General features: G+C 71.0%; 16 protein-coding genes. 10 read left to right on the plus strand and 6 right to left on the minus strand.

Going from position 1 to position 23187, the window contains the following annotated elements; all coding sequences use genetic code 11:
• Window positions 1-2: 2 nt before the first annotated feature.
• The 4 genes from ACYVDO_RS11040 to ACYVDO_RS11055 are packed head-to-tail and all read left to right on the plus strand — an operon-like array spanning window position 3 to window position 7526.
• Window positions 3-2207 (plus strand): bi-domain-containing oxidoreductase, encoded by a 2205-nt coding sequence (locus ACYVDO_RS11040; protein WP_460935719.1) that lies wholly within the window; start codon window positions 3-5, stop codon window positions 2205-2207.
• On the plus strand, window positions 2204-4378 hold the full coding sequence (locus ACYVDO_RS11045) for an alginate lyase family protein (RefSeq protein ID WP_460935721.1): 2175 nt from the start codon (window positions 2204-2206) through the stop codon (window positions 4376-4378). The genes ACYVDO_RS11040 and ACYVDO_RS11045 overlap by 4 nt, the downstream gene beginning before the upstream one ends.
• The gene (locus tag ACYVDO_RS11050; protein WP_460935723.1) at window positions 4375-5958 is read left to right on the plus strand and encodes a hypothetical protein; all 1584 of its coding nucleotides are present in this window, start codon (window positions 4375-4377) and stop codon (window positions 5956-5958) included. The genes ACYVDO_RS11045 and ACYVDO_RS11050 overlap by 4 nt, the downstream gene beginning before the upstream one ends.
• Window positions 5955-7526 (plus strand): YveK family protein, encoded by a 1572-nt coding sequence (locus ACYVDO_RS11055; RefSeq protein ID WP_460935725.1) that lies wholly within the window; start codon window positions 5955-5957, stop codon window positions 7524-7526. Before ACYVDO_RS11050 ends, ACYVDO_RS11055 begins: the two co-directional genes overlap by 4 nt.
• 188 nt (window positions 7527-7714) lie before the next feature.
• Here the strand turns inward: ACYVDO_RS11055 and ACYVDO_RS11060 are convergent, their stop codons facing one another.
• From ACYVDO_RS11060 to ACYVDO_RS11080, 5 genes are all read right to left on the minus strand, one after another.
• On the minus strand, window positions 7715-8962 hold the full coding sequence (locus tag ACYVDO_RS11060) for a DUF4082 domain-containing protein (protein ID WP_460935727.1): 1248 nt from the start codon (window positions 8960-8962) through the stop codon (window positions 7715-7717).
• A gap of 305 nt (window positions 8963-9267) precedes the next feature.
• Window positions 9268-10071 (minus strand): glycosyltransferase family 25 protein, encoded by an 804-nt coding sequence (locus ACYVDO_RS11065; RefSeq protein ID WP_460935729.1) that lies wholly within the window; start codon window positions 10069-10071, stop codon window positions 9268-9270.
• Window positions 10053-11363, minus strand: coding sequence for a glycosyltransferase family 4 protein (locus tag ACYVDO_RS11070; protein ID WP_460935731.1), 1311 nt, complete (start codon window positions 11361-11363; stop codon window positions 10053-10055). The genes ACYVDO_RS11065 and ACYVDO_RS11070 overlap by 19 nt, the downstream gene beginning before the upstream one ends.
• A gap of 90 nt (window positions 11364-11453) precedes the next feature.
• Window positions 11454-12602: a hypothetical protein gene (locus ACYVDO_RS11075; protein WP_460935734.1), complete on the minus strand. Its 1149-nt coding sequence runs from the start codon at window positions 12600-12602 to the stop codon at window positions 11454-11456.
• Window positions 12603-12722: 120 nt separating this feature from the next.
• The gene (locus ACYVDO_RS11080; RefSeq protein WP_460935736.1) at window positions 12723-13355 is read right to left on the minus strand and encodes a hypothetical protein; all 633 of its coding nucleotides are present in this window, start codon (window positions 13353-13355) and stop codon (window positions 12723-12725) included.
• Window positions 13356-13590: 235 nt separating this feature from the next.
• Here ACYVDO_RS11080 and mfd point away from each other — a divergent pair, with 235 nt between their 5' ends.
• From mfd to ACYVDO_RS11095, 3 genes are read left to right on the plus strand one after another with little or no spacing between them, the layout of a single operon-like run.
• A complete protein-coding gene (gene mfd / locus ACYVDO_RS11085) occupies window positions 13591-17187 on the plus strand; it encodes a transcription-repair coupling factor (protein WP_460935738.1) in 3597 nt (1198 codons plus the stop codon).
• 20 nt (window positions 17188-17207) lie between these two features.
• Complete coding sequence (locus ACYVDO_RS11090) at window positions 17208-17744, plus strand: hypothetical protein (protein WP_460935740.1); 537 nt, start codon at window positions 17208-17210, stop codon at window positions 17742-17744.
• 8 nt (window positions 17745-17752) lie between these two features.
• Window positions 17753-18727 (plus strand): MazG family protein, encoded by a 975-nt coding sequence (locus tag ACYVDO_RS11095; protein ID WP_460935742.1) that lies wholly within the window; start codon window positions 17753-17755, stop codon window positions 18725-18727.
• Window positions 18728-18741: 14 nt separating this feature from the next.
• On the opposite strand, the gene ACYVDO_RS11100 is transcribed toward ACYVDO_RS11095, so the two are convergent.
• A complete protein-coding gene (locus ACYVDO_RS11100) occupies window positions 18742-19134 on the minus strand; it encodes a 2'-5' RNA ligase family protein (RefSeq protein ID WP_460935744.1) in 393 nt (130 codons plus the stop codon).
• 203 nt (window positions 19135-19337) lie between these two features.
• Between ACYVDO_RS11100 and ACYVDO_RS11105 the strand changes: the two genes are divergently transcribed.
• From ACYVDO_RS11105 to eno, 3 genes are all read left to right on the plus strand, one after another.
• The gene (locus tag ACYVDO_RS11105; protein ID WP_460935746.1) at window positions 19338-20492 is read left to right on the plus strand and encodes a PfkB family carbohydrate kinase; all 1155 of its coding nucleotides are present in this window, start codon (window positions 19338-19340) and stop codon (window positions 20490-20492) included.
• Window positions 20489-21415, plus strand: coding sequence for a pseudouridine-5'-phosphate glycosidase (locus ACYVDO_RS11110; RefSeq protein WP_460935748.1), 927 nt, complete (start codon window positions 20489-20491; stop codon window positions 21413-21415). Before ACYVDO_RS11105 ends, ACYVDO_RS11110 begins: the two co-directional genes overlap by 4 nt.
• Window positions 21416-21626: 211 nt before the next feature.
• Complete coding sequence (gene eno, locus ACYVDO_RS11115) at window positions 21627-22916, plus strand: phosphopyruvate hydratase (RefSeq protein ID WP_460935750.1); 1290 nt, start codon at window positions 21627-21629, stop codon at window positions 22914-22916.
• Window positions 22917-23187: the final 271 nt, after the last annotated feature.

Below are 23187 nucleotides of genomic sequence, written 5' to 3' on the forward strand. Positions count from 1 at the left end.
TCGTGAAGCAGGTGGCGCAGAACTACCGGTCGGGTGAGCTGACGGTGCTCGACGTGCCGGCACCGGCGTGCAAGCCGGGAGGGGTGCTGGTCCGCTCGCTCTTCTCGCTGATCTCGACCGGTACCGAGATGATGAAGGTGACCGAGGCGCGCCTGTCACTGCTCGGCAAGGCGCGCGCCCGGCCGGACCAGGTCAGGAAGGTCCTCGACTCCATGGCCCAGCAGGGCCCGGTCGCCACGTACAAGAAGGCCATCAACACCCTCGACAGCTACACGCCCCTGGGCTACTCCCTGTGCGGCGTCGTCGTCGAGGTGGGAGCCGGGGCGGAGGAGTTCGCCGTCGGCGACCTGGTCGCCGCCGCCGGTAACGAGTTCGCGCTGCACGCCGAGCTCAACTGGGTGCCCAGGAACCTGTGCGTCCACGTGCCGCAGGGGGTCGCCCCCGAGCACGCGGCGTTCGCCACGGTCGGCGCCATCGCCATGCAGGGTGTCCGCCGCAGCGAGCCCCAGCTCGGTGAGCTGGCGTGCGTCATCGGGCTGGGCCTGATCGGCCAGCTCGTGGTCCGGCTGCTCGTCGCGGCCGGGGTCCGCGTCGTCGGGGTGGACACCGTACCTGTGCGCTGCGCCATGGCCGAGGAGGCCGGGGCGATCGCCAGCGGGACCCCCGACGGCGAGGGCGCCGCGGCGCTCGAGCGTGCCATCGCGGCTGCCACCGGCGGCCTCGGTGCCGACCACGTCTTCCTCGCCGCCGGCGGTGACAGCAACGGCCCGGTGGAGCTGGCTGCCCGCATCGCCCGCGACCGGGCGCGCGTGGTGGACATCGGCAAGACGAAGCTCGACCTCCCGTGGAACGCCTACTACGAGAAGGAGCTCGACGTCCGCTTCTCGCGGTCCTACGGGCCGGGCCGGTACGACGACAAGTACGAGCTCGAGGGCGTCGACTACCCCGCGGGTTACGTCCGCTGGACCGAGCGCCGCAACCTCCAGTGCTTCCTGGACCTGCTCGCGTCCGGGTCCGTCGACGTCTCGGCGCTCGTCTCGGGCACCCGCCCCGTGGCCGACGCCGAGCAGGTGTACGGCCAGCTGCGGGACGGATCGCTCAAGGGCATCGGGTTCCTCTTCGCGTACCCGGACGCCGACGACGCGGCCCAGGGCGTCACGGCGGTGCCGTCCACGGCATACGCGCGCACGCTGACCGCGCCACGGCGCGCCACGACCGGCCCGCGGACGGGCGGCGGCACCGCGACGGGGGAAGTGCGCCTTGGCTTCATCGGCGCGGGTGCCTATGCGAGCTCGATGCTGCTGCCGCACCTCGCCAAGCTGCCGGGCGCAACCCTCGCGACGGTGGCGACCACCCGGTCGCTGTCGGCGGTGAACGCGCAGCGGAAGTTCGGGTTCGGGGCGATGACGACCGATGCGTCGAGCGTGCTGGCCGACCCCGGCATCGACGCCGTGTTCGTGGTCACCAGGCACCACTCCCACGCCGACTTCGTGTGCCGGGCCCTCGAGGCCGGCAAGGCGGTCTTCGTCGAGAAGCCGCTGGCCCTGACCACAGAGCAGGTCGACCGGGTGTTGGAGACCGTCGGCCGGACCGGGAACGACCGGGTCATGGTGGGCTTCAACCGCCGGTTCGCCCCGCTGTTCACCGACCTGCGCCGGCGCTTCGGGGCGACGGCGGGCCCCGTGAGTCTGCGCTACCTCGTCAACGCCGGGCAGCTCTCCTCGGGCAGCTGGTACCTCGACGAGGAGCAGGAGGGTTCCCGGTTCCTCGGTGAGGGTGGCCACTTCATCGACACCGTGAGCGCGTGGACCGGGTCCGTGCCGGTCGAGGTGACGGCCTTCCAGACCTCCGACGGCGCCGACCTGCAGGCGACGCTGCGCTACGCCGACGGTTCGCTGGCGTCGCTGACGTACGCCACCGACGGCAACGCCCGGTTCCCGAAGGAGACGCTGGACGTCTCCGGGGCGGGGCGCAACGCCCGGCTCGACAACTTCACCCGTGCCACCGTGTGGAGCCGGTCGGGCAAGGACGTCAAGCGGTCGTATGCCGGCCAGGACAAGGGCCAGCGCGCGGAGGTGACCGCGTTCGTCGAGGCGGTCCGGGCAGGCGGTCCGATGCCGATCGGCCTGGACTCGCTGGTCTCCACGACGCTCGCCACGATCGCGGTCGAGGAGAGCCTCTCGTCAGGGGGGCCGGTCAAGCTGTGAGCAGGTCCTTGGGCTGGTACGCCCGCCGGCTGCGCGCGATGTCGCCCGGCGAGGTCGGCGCACGCGTGGGTGACCGCGCCCGGCAGCTCGCCTGGTCCCGACGCCGGGTCGCACCCGGCGCCGCCGTCACCGCCGGCGGCGGGAGGCGCGGGCTCGCCGGAGTCCCCCGGGTGCTGGAGCGCAGGCCGTTCGCGTCGGCCGTCCCGGTGGGTACGCGCGAGCTGGTGCCCGTGGCCGCCCGTGAGGCGCTGCTCGAGGCCGCCGACCGCCTCCTGGCGGGGGAATGGCTCGTGCTGGGGGTGCGGCGCCCCGACGTCCTGGACCCCGACTGGTTCGCCGACCCCGTGACCGGGCGGCGGGCGCCGCAGGACGTCCTCGCCTTCCGCGTCGACCACCGCGACGAGTCGGTGACCGGCAACGTGAAATCGGTCTGGGAGCTGTCCCGCCACCACCACCTCACCGTCCTCGCGGCCGCCTGGTGGCTCACCGGCGACGAGCGGTACGCCGTGGTGGTGGACCGCCAGCTGCGCTCCTGGTGGGCGGCCAACCCGTTCCTCTCGGGCATCCACTGGACGAGCGGGATCGAGCTCGGCACCCGGCTGACCAGCTGGGTCTGGGTTCGCCGACTGCTGGACGGGTGGACGGGCACCGCCGCGCTGTTCGACGAGAACCCGGTGGCGCTGCACCAGCTGCGCTGGCACCAGGAGTACCTCGCCGCCTTCCGCAGCCGCGGCTCGTCCTCGAACAACCACCTGGTCGCCGAGTCGGTCGGCCTGCTCGCCGCGGCGTGCGCGTTCCCCTGGTTCGAGGAGAGCCGCCAGTGGCGCCGCTCGGCCGCGCGCGCCCTCGAGTCCTCCCTGGAGGCCAACACCTTTCCGAGCGGCGTGAACCGCGAGCAGGCCTCCGACTACCACCGGTTCGTCGCCGAGCTCGGCCTGCTGGGCCTGGTCGAGGCCGACGTGGCGGGCGAGCCGCTCGCGGCGCCGACCCGGCGGCTGCTGGCAGCCTGTCTCGACGCGGCTGCGGCCATGGTCGACGGGACCGGCCGGCCACCGCGTCAGGGCGACGGCGACGAGGGCCGTGGCCTGCTCGTCGACGACCCCGAGGGCGACACGTGGTCCTCGATGTTGTCGTGGGGCGCAGCGGTCCTGGGCGCGCAGCCGTGGTGGCCGCAGGCCCCGGGAACCGTGGGCGGTGTCCTGCTCGGGTCGCTCGCCACCCCGGTCCCGGTGGCCGGCCGGCCAGAGCGGGCCCCCACACGGTTCGCGGACGCCGGTCTGCACCTGCTGAGGACACACGGCGGCGGCCCGGAGATCTGGTGCCGGTGCGACGGGGGCCCGCAGGGTTTCGGCGCCATGGCGGCCCACGGCCACGCGGACGCGCTGTCGGTCGAGGTCCGGTGCGACAGCGTCGACCTGCTCGCCGACCCCGGCACGTACTGCTACCACGGGGAGCCGGCGTGGCGGTCGTACTTCCGCTCCACCCTGGCGCACAACACGATCGAGGTCGACGGCCAGAGCCAGTCGGTCGAGGGCGGGCCGTTCCTGTGGTCGACGCGCACCGACGCCGTGGTGGACGAGAGCGACCTGGACGGTGTGGTGCAGACGTGGTCGGCGCACCACGACGGCTACCACCGCCTGGACCGCGCCCTGCGGCACGACCGCCGGGTGGAGCTCGACACGGTGGCGCGCGTCGTCACCGTCCGCGACACCGTGACCTCGTCGCGCCCGCACACCGTGCGGCTCGCCTGGCACCTCGGCCCCGAGGTGGAGGTGGCGCTCGACGGCCCGGTCGCCGAGCTGTCCTGGCACGGCCCCTCCGGCGCGGGCACCGCATGGCTGCGGGTGCCCGACGCGCTGGCCTGGGCCGCCCACCGTGGCGGGACAGACCCGGTGCGCGGCTGGTACTCACCCCGGTTCGGCACACGGGTACCCACCAGCACCCTCGTCGGCTCCGGCTATGTCGACGGCGAGCTCGTCCTGACGACCACGCTCGACCTCGCGGACACCGGGGCTCTCTCGGCGATGCGGGGCCTCGAAAGGATGCGCGACGTCTCCGGGACACGTGACAGCACGGCGACGGAGCGGCCCACGGCAGCCCGTCGGCTGGTCGCCGTGCCCGAGGGCGCCACTCGGACGCCGAGCACGACCCAGCAGGAGGGACGGCGATGAGCGAGCAGGTGATCGACCTCCGGTCGACGTGGGCGGTGGTGCGCCGAAGGGTGGGGGTCCTGGTCGCGGCCGCCGCCCTCGGCGCCACGTCGGGCGCTGCGGTCGCCTATGTCCACCCGGCGGACTTCACCAGCTCCAGCCTCGTCCTGTTGCCGGCCGCCCCGGCCGGCTCGACCACCTCGGTGACCCACAGCATCGACACCCAGGTCGAGATCGCCCAGAGCGAGGCCGTCCTGGACGTCGCCCGCAAGGCCGTCAAGCCGGAGCTCAGCCAGGCTGAGGTCAGCCGCCGCGTCACGGTGGCGGCCACGACCGACGACGTGCTTCGATTCACGGCCACGGGGACCACCAGCCAGAATGCCGAGGCGCTGGCCCAGGCCGTGGCGCAGGCGGAGGTGAGCTACCTCAAGGCCTCCGCCGACGCCACGGGCAAGGATGCGCGGGACGCGCTCGCGGCAAGGGCGCAGGCGCTCAAGGTGTCGCTGGACAGCGTGAACGCCCAGGTGGCCGCCACGCAGCAGCGGATCGCGCAAGAGGGCCTCACCTCCAGCACGGGCAAGGCGGACGCCACAGCGGTGTCCAACCTCACGGCTCAGCAGGGCAAGCTGGCCCTGCAGCTCGACCAGGTCAACAAGGAGATCGACGCCGCCACGAACGGCCAGCCGGGGGGTGCGGCCAGCGTGATCCAGCCGGCCACGCCTGGGCGCACGACCCCGCAGATCGTCCACTACGGCACCTACGAGCTCGGTGGAGCGGCCTTGCTCGTCCTGCTGGCTGTCATCGTCATCGTTTGGCGTGGGCGGCGCGAGCCGACCGTGCGTTCCCGGGACGAGATCGCCGACGCCGTGGGCATCCCGGTGGCGGCTTCGCTGCAGAGCCAGGCACCGCGGTCCGTGGCCGGGTGGTCCACCCTCCTGCAGAAGTACGCTCCCCCGAACGTCGAGACGTGGACGTTGCGACAGCTGCTGCGCCTGGTCACCCCGGGGCACGCCGGCAGCCTGCTTCCGGAGGCTGAGGGCGACCAGGCACCGACGGGCGTCATCGTCCTCACGCTCTCGGACGACGTGCGCGGCCTGGCGGCGGGTCCCCAGATCGCCGCGTTCGCCGCCTCGACGGGACTGCGCACGCACCTGGTGGCCGCCCAGTCGCATCCCTCCGCCAATGCCCTGTGGGCCGCGTGCGCAGGGGTCACCGCGGGCACCCAGCCCCGCCCGGGCCTCCTCGTCGACACCGGAGAGCCGGTGCTGCAGGCCGGGGACGACCTGGTCGTCCGGGTCGTCGTCGTCGACAGGGAGAACCCGGTGCTACACGTCCGAGAGGCCGGTCGCTCCGTCACCATCCTTGCGGTGAGCTCAGGTGCAGCCACCTCCAACGAGCTGGCCACGGTCGCACTCGTGGCGGACGACAGCGGGCACCCCATCGCGCGGATCGTGGTCGTCGACCCCGACGTGCTCGACAGGACGACCGGCCGGCTGGCACCCGCCGAACGTGCGCAGCACGTCCCGCTGCCCTCGCTCATGACCGGCACCCCGGTCCACGGGGAGGCCGCCTCGCTCCAGGGCCGCAGGAGGAGACCGTGATCGACACGTCGTGGCGCATCCCCGAGAACGAGCAGGACGAGCTCGCCGGCACGCCGCGTCCCCTGCTCGGGACCTTGCACTACCTGCGCAACTCACTCCGTCGGCTCTGGCGCACATGGGTCGGGCTCGCCGCCGTTGGCGCCCTGCTCGGGCTGGCCGTCGTCGTGTACCTGCCCCCGGGGAGCGCGGCAACGGTCACGATCCTGATGGTGCACCCAGCCGACCTCGACCCGGCCGCTGCCATGGCAACCGACCTGAGCCTGCTAAACACCCGTGAGGTCGCCCAGCGCACCGTCGAGCAGCTCGGGCTGGCCGTGTCGCCCGAGGCGTTCCAGGGCTCGGTCAGCGCCCAGGCGACCACCGCCGAGATCCTCACGGTTACGGTCACGGGCGCCAGCGACGCCGACGCCGTCCACCGCAGCCAGGTGCTCAGCGAGACGTTCCTGCGGTTCCGTCGCGAGCAGCTGGGCTCGATCACGGCGGGCATCGTCGATGGCTACCAGTCGAGGATCAACGCACTCCAGGCGCAGATCCGCGGCCTGGACCAAGGGGCGCAGAGCCAGTCGACGGACGTGGTCACCCAGCGAGCGCAGCTCGCTGTACAGGTCGCACAGCTGGAGCAGGCCTCCGACGATGCCACGATGGGACTCGACGCCGCCCTTGCCAGCACCCACGTGCTCGATGCCGCCCACCCCGTGACCCGCTCGCACAAGAAGACCCTCGTCCTGGACGTCGGGTCGGGGCTGCTCGGGGGCCTGGCACTGGGAGTCGCCATCGTCTTCTTCCGCGCCCTGACCACCGACCGACTCCGGCGGCGGCACGACATCGCCCTCGCCCTCGACGTCCCGGTCGCGTACTCGGTGGCCTCTGCCGGAACGCCTGCCCGCGGGCTCGCGCGCCTCTTCCCGCGTCGTCGCGGGCAGCGAGGGTGGCGCGGAAGTGACCTCGACCTCCTCGTGGAGGGCGCCGCGTCGACGGTGATCCGGACGGGGACGTCAAGGGCACCCCATCGCGTCGCCGTGGCTGCGGTCGGCAACGCAGCCGCCGCTGCGGCAGTCGTCCACGGACTGGGCGAGGCCCTGCGCCAGCGCGGCTTCGCCGTCGTCCTCGTCGACCTGAGCCGCAGCGGCGCCCTGGCGCGCGCCCCACGTCGCGTCCGTCGCCGCGGTGAGCACGAGGCCGGGACGGTGGAGGCGTACCGGCCGGCCGGGTCCGTCCCGGAGCTGGCTCGTGGCCCGCTCGCGGCCGGCTATGCAGGGGGCGCCACTGTGTCGATGGGCGACGAATGGGGAGCACGTTGGGACGCAGCCGACGTGGTCCTCGTGCTCGCCGAGGTGAATCCCGGTGTGGACGCCGAGAGCCTTGGGACGTGGGTCGACCAAGTCATCCCGCTCGTCACAGCAGGACGCGCGACCCCGGAGCTGCTCGAGACCACCGGGGAGCTGTTGCGTGCAGCCGGCCTGAGCCTGCCTTATGTGATGCTGGTGGGTGCCGACGAGACCGACGAGAGTCTGGGAGTCGTCGAGCCCTTGGCACTCGACACGCCCGATGTGGTGACCCAGGCCTGACCGACTGAGCCAAGCCTGCTGAAGCCGCCAGCGAGTGCGTGTACAGGGAGACGCGTGAGCGCCAGTTGATCAACGGGTGCACCACAGGAGGTGACGCAGCTTCACATTTTGCGTTCGCGACGATGGCGAGTTCCTGCGAATTCTGCCTCACGGGACAAGAGTCGGGTGGGCGCAAAGAAGCTGGCGCGTCAAGGAGCAAGCATCATCCAGGAGAAGTCCGTGACTTTCATCTTCGCCGTCGCCCCGCCTGTGTCACAAGGCTCGAACCCAAAACTGCCAGCGGTCCATGTGCTGTTCCTCGGCAGGTGGCCGTGATCCTCCATCCAGACCAGGAACTGCTTGATCTCGATGGACCCGATCGGCTCGTTGCGAATGCTGCCGTCGTCCATGCCCGGCTTCCACACCCGCTCTGCTCCAAACCGGCACATGTGCCAAGGTCTGCCACCGAACGTCGCGGACGCGACGTTCTGGCAGTTGTAGCGGTCGTTCGCGGAGATGTCTACCTGAATCATGACCTCGTCGGCCCAATCGTTCAGCCAGAGGTCATAGGCCGCCCAGGCGATGGTCTTTCCATCGTGGGGAAAGTCCACGGACCAGGAGGTGACAGTCTTGGGCATGGCATCAACGACGCCGGCCATGTTCCAGCCGACATTGGGGAACGCCTGCACGCCGCCAGAGTGCGTATTGGCGTTGACGGACACGTACCAGTCGCGTGGGCTGCGGCCGAAGAGGGACTGCTGGTATGTGGGGTCGCTCGCCGCTGCCCAGATGTTCTGGTTCAAATACGGATTGTCGGAGGTGCCGGTGATGTACGGAACTGCCGGATAGAAGCATTTGCCCTGCGCGTCCGTCCGCACACACCTGTATGCCTCCGGGGTTGCAGGCATCGCGGCGATCGGCGGCAACGTCGGGTACGTGGTGGGCGCCACGGCCGACGTTGGTGGCATCTCGGAGGGGCGGGGCGAGCTCGAGCGGGAGGACCTCGACGATGACGGTCGGGGTGCGCCGGGGAGCTTCGCAACGAATAGCGGCGTCACCTGGTAGTCCGACGACTCCCATGTCTGCGTTGGGTACGTCGTCTCCGTCTGATAGCTGTACACACCGGCGTTCGCTGGCGCGGTCAATGGACCCGAGGTCTGCGGTTTCCTTCGCGCCTGCTCCACCGAGTTGTAGCGCCCGGCGGGAGCAAAGTAGGACGCGACGTACTGAGCGCCTGCCTTCACGGGCACAGGCTCTCCGAACAGTTGCTGCACGAGCCCAGTTCCATGAGGTGTTTGGGACGACGTGGCGAGCTGCTTGCCCGTCGAGTTCCACAGTTGCACTTCCCTGGCGAGGTTCCCCATGGTGTCGCGGCGGAACTCCACCCCTGTCACGTACCCATCGATCGACGGGATGAACGTGACCCCGAGGGTGACGGCTGACGTGTCGTCAGACACGGCACTGCCCGTGGGCAGCCGAAGACGCTGGAAGGGGGATGGTGGCGCAGACGGCCAAGCGCTCCACGCGACTGAAATGCCCGCTGCCAATACGGCCGCCGTGGCAAAGAGCAGCACGGGGCGCCTAGTCATGAGCTGCATGCAGACCCCGCGGGGCGGTCGGTTGGGCGATCCATGAACCACGGCGCCCTCCGCGGTGCTGGGGTGGAAAGGGAGGGTTCCGACTGGCCCGAATGGGGCATCAGCCGACGCTCGCCCGGATCGCCTTGCTTCTCGAGGATTCCCATCAACGCCCACCGATCAGGCTAATCCAGCCTTGACGGCCTCAATGTGAACGGATTGTCGACTACCTCAGACCGTTCCCACCGACGAAGGATGCGTTGTCGTCTGCGCAAAACTACGCTGCGCAACAACGGAATTCTACGACGTAGCAGAGTCCCTGCGAGCCGGGACACCGCTCCATTCCCGAGCGAGTAGAGCCCGATGGTCGACTCGAAGGCAGCGCTCTTCGTGACAGCGAGGGGATGGACGCAACGAATTCGTTCCAGATACCCCTCCTGATAGAGGAATCCCCAGTCGTCAGCGTTGGCGCGCAGCGGTAGGAGGTGCTGGCTCAAACGCTCGCAGGCGGCTCGGGTGACGATGTAGGCCGCAGTGTTCACCAGGTCGTTGACGTCGATGGGGAGTGCAAGGACGCTTGATGGCGAGAGTGGGATGCTCCCCTCCCGTCCCAAGCGGGGACCCTCCTTGCTGCCGTAGTTCAGCAGCACGACTTCCGCCCCCGTCATGTGTGGCGTGATCTGGTCCACGATCGAACCGAGATCGGCCGGTACGGTTACGTCGTCCTCGAGTATCAACGCAAAGTCGTGCCCGTCCGCGATGATCTTGCGGTAAGCCCGAAGATGGCTCAAGGCGCACCCCGCCGTCCCAGCGGCAAAGTCGTTCTTTGCCAGCAATTCCGGTGCGATGGTGGTTCGGTCGTCCAAGTCGAGGTCTCGACCATCCACACCCGTGATGATTTCGAAGTCCAGCCCGGTCTTCTCCAGGCCGGCCGTGATGTGCGCTCGCCTCTCCGGCGACCGGGCGAGGTTTATGACGTACGCGTGCACGGTTCTTCTCCTCCACTTGTGCTTAGACTCATGAATGTTCCACGCCCCGCCCTCGGCGTTGTCTCCTCGGTGCCCTCCAGAGGCGTTCTCTGCTCGGTGCCCTCCAAGAAGGACATGAGCTGCGGAGCTACGGTGTCCGCGTCAAAGTCACGATCGAAGCGGGCGCGAGCGGCCCTCGCCATCTCGCCCCTCGCCGGCTCACACTCCAGCAGGTCGATCAACACAGTCGCGGCCTCGACCGGGTCCTCCAGCGAGAAGAACCTCGCTTCGACGCCGTCATCACACACCTCCGTCAGGGGCTCCAGATAGCCGGCTACGATGGGCAGACCCGCCGCCATCGACTCCATGATCGCCAGCGAGGAAGACTCGGAGTACGCAGCATGGACGTACGCGCGGAAGCGCGGGAGGAACGTTCTGACGTCGTCCCTGAAGCCTCGAAAACGAACTTCGTCCTCAAGTCCCAACGCGACCGCCATGTCCGCGAGCTCGGCTTGGCACACACCTTCCCCAAAAATATCCAGGGTGTAGGCCCGTCCTCTCCGCTTCGCCTCAGCGAGCGCCAACAAGAGGAAACGATGGTTCTTTACGGGTTCCAGCCGGCCCATCGTCACCAGATCGCCGAGCAGCTCCGTCTCGACGTGCGCGCGCTGTCGGTAGACGAAGTTGCTGATGATGGCGTGAGGGACGGCGGCCGCATCGGGCAGCCAGTCCACCAGCGCGTCTCGGGCCCACTTGGTGACAGACACTGCACCATCGAGCTTGGGAATCACCTCGCGTTCCACCTGGCGTATCTGACGGAAGACCCAGCCCCCGCGCTTGATCTGCCGGCTCTCGACGTATTCGTCCGCCTGCGAGACGCGGAAGTGGACGGCCATCACCACGCGCTGATGTGGACCTTGCCTGGCCTTCATGGCGGCGCGGGCCGCCAGTGGCCCTTGGGCGTAGATGATGCAGTCGCCCAGCCTGCCCAAGTGGTTGCGCAACGCGTTCCGGAGAAAGACCTCATGCCAGTGCCGGTGCCACATGATGCCGGCGGACGCGCTCACTCGCGACAGGATCAGGCGCGGACCGAATACGGGAATGCTCAGCGGTCCGCCCCACGAGAACGGCGTCAGCAGCGTGGCGGTGCGACCGCTGCGCTCGAGATGCTGCAGAAGCTCCTGCACATGCGTCTGAACACCTGTCGACCCCTGGGGTCTATGCAGCGTCGCGATCACGAGTGGTGGCGAACCGCAGTCGCGGGTGGGTCCACCGACCGAGGGGAGGTCAGCCATGTCGGTTCCGTTGGCCATGTGTACAGGTTCTCCGGTGTCGCAAAGAGGAGTCGGTCATCAGCGACGGAGTTGCTCGTGAGCCCGATCGTCGGCGGGCGTTGAGCACACTCATCCGCCACCGCCGGGGGCGGGTCGCATCAGGAGGGCGGCGGCAACGACCAGGTCCAGCTGGTACGGGGCGGCGGCCCCGAGGCCGGTTTCGGTGATGGACGCCACCACGCAGTACGTCAGCAGAAACAGCGCGGCAGCTCGCTGCGGCCCACGCTCGCGGGTGGCTGCCATGAGGAAGAGCAGCAACACGGCCGTCGCCAGCAGGAAGACCCCGATCAGCCCTTGGTCGACGAACACGCTGACCCAGCTGCTGTCGATCGGCAGCCCGTTGAAGCTCTGGTTGGAGAGCCCGGAACCGAATACCTGCTCGACCATAGGACGCGGGGTGTCGAAGACGTCCGTCCAGACCTTGGTCCGCCCCGTGAGCTCACCGACCTGGCTGGTGCTTTGCCCCCGGAGCGCCCACGTCGTCAGCGCCGAGGCGAAGAACATGGCTGCGACGACCGTTGCGACTCCGCTTCCAAGGGCCACTCTTCGAGCGCGTACGTGGCCGAGCATGAGACTGGCAGTCGCGACGATGAGGCCGACGACAGTCCCGGTGACGGCGGTCCTCGTGTGAGTGGCGATCAGGACCGCGCCCGATATGACCAGTGCCAATGTCGCATTTCTTCCCGTGATCACCCGGCAGGTCCACAGCACCACGGTTGTCCCGAAAAGGGTGGCAGCAAAGTGCGCCACGCCGGTTGGCCAGATCGGCCAGATCACTCCACCGAGCCGTCCCTCGAATGAGAAGGCCGAGCCGGGGCTGATTGCCGCACCCAACAACACCGTGCCAAGGGCCACCCACAGCACGCGTCGGTGACAGCGAAGGAGGAGCATGTCGCGGCGTCCGTACCACGGTGTCAAAAGCCAAAGAACAGTGAGAAACAGGAGAAAGCGGACCGCTCGATACGTCGATCCGAGGAAGAACTCGTTGTGGAGACTGACAAGCAGTCCTAGCACTGCGAGGACCGTGAGCAGGCTCATGAACAGGTTCACCCGGACAAGCCCTCGCCGGTTGGCGACGAGAGCGAGCAGTAACGCCACGGGCAGGGAGCCCTGGGCGATCATCTTGCCGATCGAAGTGGGAAGGGGGACCACCGTCGTGGTGGTTCCGAAGGTGAGCACATTCATGACCAGAGCAGCCCAGATCGCCTGCACGAACACGGGGCCCCGGGACCCCTTGACGATGCGCTCCCGCCCTTGGGGTGCGGGTCGCACCGTGCGAGTGGCGCTGGTACTCATTGGGCTCCTGACCTCACGGGCGCGTTGGAAAACTTGTGAGGCTCAGCCCTTGACAGGTGATGAGCGCACGGCGAGTGCCAGCGCGGCCAGATCCGGGGTCTTGCCCTGGCGGTAGACGAGGGTGACGGTGTCACCGGTGAACCAGCCGGCCACGGCCGTGGAAGTGGTGGAGAGCGCCAGGACCTGTCCGTCGGCCTTGACGAACTGCGGCGTCGTGGCCCTTCCGGTCACCGCGTTGATCAGTTGGACGACGTACTGATCCTGGAAGATCGGGTTGCTTCCGGCCGACTTCTTGACCGTGTATACGCCCACCACCCCGACCGACCTTCCGCCGACGGTTATGGTCCGGACTGTCGAGCGGTCGATCAGGTCGGCCGAGGCGGCCTGCACCGGGGCCAGTCGCCCCTTGTCTTTCTCGGTGGCCGCTGCATACGACACCGAGACTGAGCCGACGGGCTTGGCCGACGGCAAGTGGGCGCGGGGGTCCTTCGCGGTTGCTTTCGTGGTCGGGGAGGCGCTCGCCCCGGTGCCGCCCCCGGACGTTGTCGTGGAGGAGGTGATACCGCCGACACGCGCTGCCGAAGGGGGCGTGCCGGGCGACCCGCTACAGCCGGTCATCCCGAGGGCCGCGACGGCCAGTGCGCTCGTCAGCGTGCGCCGCGTGCGTGTCGTCATGGTCTCTCCCCCAGTGGTCGGACGGCGATGCTCTTCGACCCTAGGAGCGTGTGGGAGCCGGCACCCCATGCCGATGCTGTAGTCGCTGCTGGGCCCGGTGCACGACCGTGGAGCGCGCGGTTCGGCTGCAGTCTGCGCCCCCGGGTGCCTGTCGGGAGTCGCGACTACAGTGGGAGCACCCCCACCTGCTCCTCGAGGTGGGGCGTTCGTGCTGCCCCCACCGAGAGAAGTGCCCGTGTCGCTGGCCCCCCTGCTCGACGTCCTCGCCACCGACCCCGCCGTGGCCGGTGCCCTGACCGTCGCTCGCTCGAGCGAGCCGTCGGCCGACCTCAGCGTGGCGGCCGGTGCCCGTCCCGAGCTGATCGCGGCCATGGCGCGCGCCTCCGAGCGCCCCCTGCTCGTCGTGACCGCGACCACCCGGGAGGCCGAGGACCTCGTCGACGCCCTCGGCTGCTTCCTCGCACCTGCCCGCGTGGCCGACTTCCCGGCCTGGGAGACGCTCCCGCACGAGCGGCTCAGCCCCCGCAGCGACACGGTGGGCAAGCGGCTCGCCGTGCTCCGCCGGCTGCGCCACCCCGATCCCACCGACGCCACCTACGGCCCCCTCGACGTCGTCGTCGCCCCGGTCCGCGCCGTCCTGCAGCCGCTCGCGCAGGGCCTCGGCGAGCTGGCCCCGGTCGCGCTGCGGGCCGGCGACGAGGCACCTCTCGAGCAGGTCGTCGAGGACCTCGCGGCCGCGGCCTACACCCGCACGGACCTCGTCGAGCGGCGCGGTGAGTTCGCCGTCCGCGGCGGCATCCTCGACGTCTTCCCGCCCACCGAGGACCACCCGGTCCGCGTGGAGTTCTGGGGCGACACCGTCGAGGAGATCCGCTGGTTCAAGGTCGCCGACCAGCGCAGCCTCGAGGTGGCCGAGCACGGCCTCTGGGCCCCGCCGTGCCGCGAGGTCCTGCTCACCGACTCCGTCCGCGAGCGGGCCCGGGCCCTCATGGACCAGCTGCCCGGGGCCCTCGACCTGCTCGGCAAGCTCGCCGAGGGGATCGCCGTCGAGGGCATGGAGTCGCTCACCCCGGCCCTCGTCGACGGCATGGAGAGCATCCTGGACACCCTGCGCGAGCGCAGCGCCGTCGTCGTCTGCGACCCCGAGCGCGTGCGTACCCGGGCCCACGACCTCGTCGCCACGAGCCAGGAGTTCCTCGACGCGGGCTGGGCCAACGCCGCGGCCGGCAACGCCGTCCCGATCGACCTGCAGGGCGTGCTGGGCACCGCCTCGTTCTGGGGCGTCGCCGACCTGCGGGCCCACGCCGCCGAGCTCGGTATGCCGTGGTGGGACCTCTCCCCGTTCGTCGCCGACGAGGAGACCGCCGCCGACGACGCGGTCGTCGTCAACACCGGCCTGGAGGAGGCGCCGCGCTACCGCGGGAGCACCCCCGACGCCGTGGCCGACCTGCGGCGCTGGGTCACGGACGGTTGGCGCGTCGTCGTCGTCACCGAGGGACCGGGCATGGCCCGGCGCGTCGCCGAGGTCCTGGCGACCGAGTCGGTCCCCGCCCGGCTCGACGCCGACCTCACCGACCTCACCGAGGGCGTGGTCCACCTCACCAACGGCTCGGTGGGCAGCGGTTTCCTCTGTCCGGCAAGCAGGTTCGCGCTCATCACCGAGAACGACCTGACCGGCTCCACCGGCTCGGGCGGCTCGACCAAGGACATGCGCAGGATGCCGTCGCGGCGGCGCAACCAGGTCGACCCGCTCCAGCTCAAGCCGGGCGACTTCGTCGTCCACGAGCAGCACGGCGTCGGCAGGTTCGTCGAGATGGTCCAGCGGACCGTGGGCGGCGCCACGCGTGAGTACCTCGTCATCGAGTACGCCGCGTCCAAGCGCGGCCAGCCGGGGGACCGCCTCTTCGTCCCCACCGACCAGCTCGACCAGGTCACGCGGTACGTCGGCGGCGAGCAGCCGACCCTCAACCGGATGGGTGGGTCGGACTGGAAGCAGACCAAGAGCAAGGCCCGCCGCTACGTCAAGCAGATCGCGGCCGAGCTGATCCAGCTCTACTCCGCCCGGATGGCCACCAGCGGCCACGCCTTCGGGCCAGACACGCCCTGGCAGCGCGAGCTCGAGGACGCCTTCGCCTACGTCGAGACCCCCGACCAGCTGTCGTCGATCGACGAGGTCAAGGCCGACATGGAGCGCACGGTCCCGATGGACCGCCTCATCTGCGGCGACGTCGGCTACGGCAAGACCGAGATCGCCGTGCGCGCCGCGTTCAAGGCGATCCAGGACGGCAAGCAGGTCGCCGTCCTGGTGCCGACGACCCTGCTCGTCCAGCAGCACCTCCAGACGTTCGGCGAGCGGTACCAGCAGTTCCCGGTGACCGTGCGCGCCCTCTCGCGGTTCCAGTCCGACAAGGAGGCCCGCGAGACCATCGCCGGCCTCGCCGACGGCAGCGTCGACCTCGTCATCGGCACGCACCGCCTGCTGTCCAAGGACATCCGGTACAAGGACCTGGGCCTGGTCGTCATCGACGAGGAGCAGCGGTTCGGCGTCGAGCACAAGGAGCAGCTCAAGAGCCTGCGGACCTCGGTCGACGTCCTGGCGATGTCGGCGACCCCGATCCCGCGCACGCTCGAGATGGCCGTGACCGGCATCCGTGAGATGTCCACGCTGGCCACGCCGCCCGAGGAGCGCCACCCCGTGCTGACCTACGTCGGCGCCTACGACGAGAAGCAGATCGTCGCCGCGATCCGGCGCGAGCTGCTCCGCGAGGGCCAGGTGTTCCTCGTCCACAACAAGGTGTCGAGCATCGAGAGGGCCGCGAGCCGCATCCGCGAGCTGGTGCCCGAGGCCCGGGTCGCGACGGCCCACGGCAAGATGGGCGAGCACAAGCTCGAGCAGGTCGTCGTCGACTTCTGGGACAAGAAGTTCGACGTCCTCGTCTGCACCACCATCGTCGAGACGGGCCTCGACATCTCCAACGCCAACACCCTCATCGTCGAGCGGGCGGACGTGCTGGGCCTGAGCCAGCTGCACCAGCTGCGCGGGCGCGTCGGCCGGGGCCGCGAGCGCGCGTACTGCTACTTCCTCTACCCGCCCGAGAAGCCGATGACCGAGACGGCCCACGACCGGCTCCAGACCATGGCCAGCCACACCGACCTCGGCTCCGGCATCCAGATCGCGATGAAGGACCTCGAGATCCGCGGCGCCGGCAACCTGCTCGGCGGTGAGCAGTCCGGCCACATCGCGGGAGTCGGGTTCGACCTCTACGTCCGGCTCGTCGGCGAGGCCGTGGCCGACTTCCGCGGCGAGGGCGAGACTGCCCCGGCGGAGATCAAGATCGAGCTGCCGGTCGACGCGCACCTGCCGCACGACTACGTGCCGGGGGAGCGCTTGCGCCTCGAGGCGTACAAGAAGCTGGCCAGCGTGCTCGACGAGGACCAGCTCGCCGAGATCGTGGCCGAGCTGCAGGACCGGTACGGCCCGCTGCCCGAGCCCGTGCAGAACCTCATCGAGGTCGCCCGGCTGCGCACGGTGGCACGCCAGGCCGGGGTCGCGGACATCTCCGTCCAGGGGAACTTCGTGCGGTTCGGCCCGGTCGACCTGCCCGAGTCAGCCCAGCTGCGGCTGCAGCGGCTGTACCCGAAGTCGTTGGTCAAGGACGCGGTGCATACCATTCTCGTGCCGAAGCCGACCACGGCTCGGGTGGGTGGCAGACCACTGCGCGACACGGCAGTCTTGCAGTGGGCCAGCGACCTCATCCGCTCCGTGCTGCTGGGCAGCGTCTCCGACGCGGCCCGCGTCGGCGCCGGACAGGGAGCGGCGACCGCCCGCTGAGCACCGAGAGAGGGAACTTCGTGAACGCAACTCGCGTCCTGCGCGCGTCGGCCGCGGCCGTGGTGGCTGCGGGGGTGCTGGCCGTCTCCGGCTGCGCCACCGCCGACACCGCTGCAGTGGTGAACGGCGACCGCATCTCCGAGACCGAGGTCCAGGAGGCGGTGACCCAGATCAAGGAGGTCGTGCCGAACGCCCAGATCGACACGGCGACTGCCCTGCAGCTGCTCGTCTTCGCCCCCTTCGTCGTCCCCGTCGCCAACCGCGTGGGCAAGGGCGTCTCCGACAGCCAGGTCCGCGCGAGCATGGACGACAGCTCCGGCAGGCTCAACGACGCCGCGCTCGAGCTGATCCGCACCAGCGACCTGCTCAACCCCAACAACCCGGCCGCCCTCGACCAGCAGCAGCAGAACGAGGCGATCGACGCGCTGCACAAGGCGAAGGTCACGATCAACCCCCGCTACGGCACGTTCGACCCCAAGCGGATCGCCTTCGACGCCAGCGCACCGAACTGGATCAAGCAGCCGGCGCCCACGGCGCCGGCGACGCCCCAGGGCTGACACCCGACGTGACCGGCCGGCTCAGCCTGCTCGTCGCCAGCCCCCGGGTCGCTCCGGGGCTGTTGAGCCGGTCGGCCTGGCAGGCGCTCGAGTCCGCCGACCACGTCCTCGCGCGCGACGCGGACGAGCCGCTGCCCGCCGCGCTCGCCGAGGCCGGGGTGCCCGTGGCGTATGCCGGCGGCCTGGCGCCGCCCGCCCTCGCCCGCGACCTCGTGGCCCGCGCCGCGGACGCCTCGGTCGTCTGGGTGTCGTCGGCGGACGCCGACCCGGGTCTCACCGACGCGGTGGCGGCCGAGGTGTCCCGGCTGCCGCACCCCCCCGAGGTGGAGGTCGTCGTCGGGTCCTGGGACGTCCAGGGCGCCCGGCTGCTGGACGTCGTCGCGGTGATGGACCGCCTGCGCTCGCCGGGCGGCTGCCCCTGGGACGCGGAGCAGACCCACGAGTCGCTCGTGAAGTACCTCGTCGAGGAGTCGCACGAGGCGGCCGAGGCGATCGAGTCCGGCGACCGCGAGCACATGCGCGAGGAGCTCGGGGACGTCCTGCTCCAGGTGGCCTTCCAGTCCCGGGTCGCCGAGGAGCACGCGGAGCAGCCGTTCGACATCGACGACGTCGCCGGCGGCCTCGTGGCCAAGCTGGTCCGCCGCCACCCCCACGTGTTCGCCGACGGTGCCGCCAGGACGCCCGAGGAGGTCGAGCGCAGCTGGGAGCAGATCAAGGCCCGGGAGCGGGCCGACAAGGCGGCGCACGCCGGTGGTGAGGCGGGGCACGCAGGGCTGCTCCACGGCATACCGGCGTCGCTGCCCGCGCTGCTCGCGGCGGACAAAGTGGTCGCCCGGCTCGAGCGGCGGGGCGACGCGGTGCCTGCGGCCGGCGACGACGTCGCGTCCCAGCTGCTCGCCCTGGTCGCGCGCGCCCGCGCCGAGGGCACGGACGCCGAGGCCGAGCTGCGCCGGGCGCTGCGCCTGCTCGACCAGCAGGCCTGACCCGGGCGCGGGCGTCACGGAGCCGGGAGGTCCCAGCGCTGGCCGGTGCTGCTGTCGACCAGCGCGACCCGGTCGGCGACCGCTCGCAGCGGCAGGATCTCGAACGCTGCCGTCGCCGCGGTCCCGAGGTCCTGGCGCCGCACGCTCGTGGCCAGGCTGGCGTGGGGCACCCACTGCCCCGGGAGGTAGTGCCGGTGCAGGTCGGCGCCCGTCGCCGTGCCGGCCGCCACCACCGCGGACTGCCGGTCGAGCAGCTCGGGTGTGGGTGCCGCGACGAGGGCGGCCCGGCGACGCCGGAAGATGGCGACCCCGTCGAAGTACAGCGGTAGCGGCTCGACGGCCGGCAGCCCGGTGACCGCTGCGAGCACCCGCTGCACGTCGAAGGTCCGGTAGACGGCGTACGACACGTGCGGCACGTGCCGCCGGTGGTGTGCGTGAGCAGGGTCGGGACACCCTGGTCCTCCAGCCTGGCCCACAGCCGGCGCAGCGCCCGGTCGGTCCGGGCGTCGAAGAGCAGGCACACGGCAAGGGCCACGAGCCCATTCTGGGCGACGCACCGGCCGGTACCCTGGCGCCTTTGGATTTCCGAAGGTGCTTTAGACTTCCAAGTATGAGCCTGACGCAGCGCGAGCGCGAGATCGTCGAGCTGCTGCGCGCCCAGCCCCTGCTCGACGCCGCTGCCCTCGCCGAGCGGCTCGGCTCCACCAGGGCCGCCGTGTCCGTGCACGTGTCCAACCTCACCCGCAAGGGCGTCATCCTCGGGCGCGGCTACGTCGTGCGCCCGGCCGCGCACTCGGTGGTCGTGGTGGGCGGCGCGAACATGGACATCAAGGCCCGCTCGAGTGCCCCCGTCGAGCTGCGCACCTCCAACCCCGGGGAGGCGATCACCACCCCCGGCGGGGTCGGCCGCAACATCGCCGAGAACCTGGCCCGGCTCGGCACGCCGACGCACCTCGTCGCCCCCGTCGGCCGCGACCCCTTCGGCGACCAGGTCGTCGCCCTGACCCGCGGTGCGGGCGTCGTCGTCGACCACATGATCGCGACCGACGGCTCCACGGGCACCTACCTGGCCGTCCTCGACGCGAGCGGGGAGCTGCTCGTGGCCATCTCGAACATGGCGGTCACCGACGCACTCACCGTGCGCCAGCTCGGCGCCTCCCGTGACCTGCTGACCCACGCCGACCTGCTCGTGGTCGACGGGAACGTCCCCGCCTCGCCGACGGCCTGGCTGCTGGACTTCGCCCACGCCGTGGGGGTCCAGGTCGTCATCGACCCGGTGAGCGTGCCCAAGGCCCGCCACCTCGCGGCCACGCTGTCGCCGCAGCGGCCGGTGCTCGTGCTGACCCCCAACCACGACGAGCTCGCGGCCATCGTCGGCGGTCCCGTGCCCGACACCAAGGTCGCCATCACGCGTGCGGCCCGGCTGCTGCACGACCGCGGCGTCGCCCACGTGTGGGTCCGCCGCGGCGTCCGGGGGAGCATCCTGAGCAGCCGCGGCGAGGACGGCCGGGTCACGGTGACGAGCCTGGCCGCGCCCTCGGTGGAGGTCGCCGACGTCACCGGCGCGGGCGACTCCATGACCGCCGCGTTCGTGCACGCCTGGCTGCGCGGCGACAGCCCGGTCGACGCCGCCCGCTTCGGCCAGGCCGCCGCCGGCCTGACCGTCGCCAGCACCGAGACCGTCCGCCCCGACCTGACCGCCAGCCTCGTCGACGCCGAGCTGCGCCGACACGCACCCCGACCCAGCCAGGAGAAGAAGCGATGACCACTCCCCACCCGTCCCTCGCGCTGCGCGACGAGGTCGCCGACTCGCTGGCCGCGGGCCGGCCGGTCGTCGCCCTGGAGTCGACGATCATCAGCCACGGGATGCCCTACCCCCGCAACGTCGAGATGGCCCTCGAGGTGGAGGGGATCATCCGCGCGGGCGGCGCCACCCCGGCCACCGTCGCCGTCCTGGACGGCGTGCCGCGGATCGGCCTGTCCCCGGACGACCTGGAGACGCTGGCCAGCCACCCCGACGTGGCCAAGGTGAGCCTGCGCGACCTGCCCCACGTCATGGCGCGGGGCACCCACGGGGCCACCACGGTCGCCAGCACGATGCGGCTCGCGGCCCTGGCCGGCATCCGGGTCTTCGTCACCGGCGGGCTGGGCGGGGTGCACCGCGGCGCCGAGCACAGCTTCGACGTCTCGGCCGACCTCACCGAGCTCGGCCGCACGAACGTCACCGTCGTGTCCGCCGGGGTCAAGTCGATCCTCGACATCGGCCTGACCCTCGAGACGCTCGAGACGCTCGGGGTGCCCGTGGTCGTCCACGGCAGCGACGAGTTCCCCTCGTTCTACTCACGCTCCAGCGGCCACCGGGCACCACTGCGGGTGGACTCGCCGGAGGAGGTCGCCGCGATGATGCGGGCGAAGTGGGACCTCGGGCTCGAGGGGGCGATCTCGGTCGCGAACCCCGTCCCCGAGGCCGACGAGATCCCGGCGGCCGAGATCGGCCGGCTCATCGACCGGGCGCTCGCCGAGTGCGACGAGCGCGGCATCACCGGCAAGGACATCACGCCGTTCCTGCTCGGCCGGATCGTCGAGCTGTCCGGCGGCCAGTCCCTCGACACCAACATCGCGCTCGTGCGCCACAACGCCCACCTCGGCGCCGCCATCGCCGTGGCCTACCAGCGCCTGACCGCCTGACCGCTTGACCGCCTGACGCGCCTGACCGCCTGACCCACCCGGCGGCTTGAGCGCCTGGGGACGCGGGGCGGCCGCGGCGTATGCCGCGCAGCCGGCTGCGCGGCATACGCCCCAATGGTCCGGTCCGGCGTGCGGGTCGGTCGTCCAAGGCGGGCCACGCGCCGGGTAGCCTCGGGGCGTACCCCTTCGGAGCCCCACGATGGAGAAGTCTGTGGCCAGCATTGACGCAGTCGGCGCCCGCGAGATCCTCGACTCCCGCGGCAACCCCACGGTCGAGGTCGAGGTCGCCCTCGACGACGGCACCATCGCCCGGGCGGCCGTCCCGTCGGGCGCCTCCACCGGGGCGTTCGAGGCGGTCGAGCGGCGCGACGGCGACAAGGGCCGCTACCTCGGCAAGGGCGTCGAGGGCGCGGTCGACGCGGTCCTCGACGAGATCAACCCCAAGCTCGTCGGGTACGAGGCCAGCGAGCAGCGGCTCGTCGACCAGGTGATGCTCGACCTCGACGGCACCGACAACAAGGGAAAGCTCGGCGCGAACGCCATCCTCGGCGTCTCGCTCGCCGTGGCCAAGGCCGCCGCCGAGTCGGCCGGGCTGCCCCTCTTCCGCTACGTCGGCGGCCCCAACGCCCACGTCCTGCCGGTCCCGATGATGAACATCCTCAACGGCGGCAGCCACGCCGACTCCAACGTCGACGTGCAGGAGTTCATGATCGCGCCGATCGGCGCCGAGTCCTTCCGTGAGGCCCTGCGCTGGGGCGCGGAGGTCTACCACGCGCTCAAGTCCGTGCTCAAGGAGCGCGGCCTGGCGACCGGCCTCGGCGACGAGGGCGGCTTCGCCCCGAACCTCGAGTCCAACCGCGCCGCCCTCGACCTCATCCTCGAGGCGATCGAGAAGGCCGGCTACGAGCCGGGCACCCAGATCGCGCTCGCGCTCGACGTCGCGGCCAGCGAGTTCCACAACGAGGATGGCACCTACCAGTTCGAGGGCGTCGCCAAGAGCAGCGGTGAGCTCATCGACTACTACGCCGAGCTCGTCGAGTCCTACCCGCTCGTGTCCATCGAGGACCCGCTGGACGAGGAGGACTGGGACGGCTGGAAGGCCATGACCGAGCGCCTCGGCAGCAAGGTGCAGATCGTCGGCGACGACCTGTTCGTCACCAACCCCGAGCGGCTCGGCCGCGGCATCGCCTCCGGCACCGCGAACGCGCTGCTGGTCAAGGTCAACCAGATCGGCTCGCTCACCGAAACCCTCGACGCCGTCGACCTGGCCCACCGCAACGGCTACCGCTGCATGATGAGCCACCGCTCGGGGGAGACCGAGGACGTCACCATCGCCGACCTCGCCGTCGCCACGAACTGCGGCCAGATCAAGACCGGCGCACCCGCCCGGTCCGAGCGCGTCGCCAAGTACAACCAGCTGCTGCGCATCGAGGAGGAGCTCGACGACGCCGCCGTGTATGCCGGCGCGGGCGCCTTCCCGCGCTTCACCGCCGGGCGCTGACGCGGAGAGCGCGCGGCCGGGCGCGCGACCCGACGCCGCGCGACCGGACGACACCGCCGCCGCAGCAGCGGGCGACACACCAGCACACGACCACACGCCACCGAGGGGACGAGGGAGGGCTCGACATGGCGGACACCGGGCGCGGCAGCGCCGGCCGGGGCCGGCCGGCACGACGCCCGTCGGGGACGGCGGGCGGCGCCGCCTCGGGGCGTCCTGCGGCTCCCCGCAGCGGCTCCTCGCGCGCAACCGGCGGCCGCGCCTCGACGCCACG

The sequence above is a fragment of the Phycicoccus ginsengisoli genome (genome assembly GCF_054779295.1).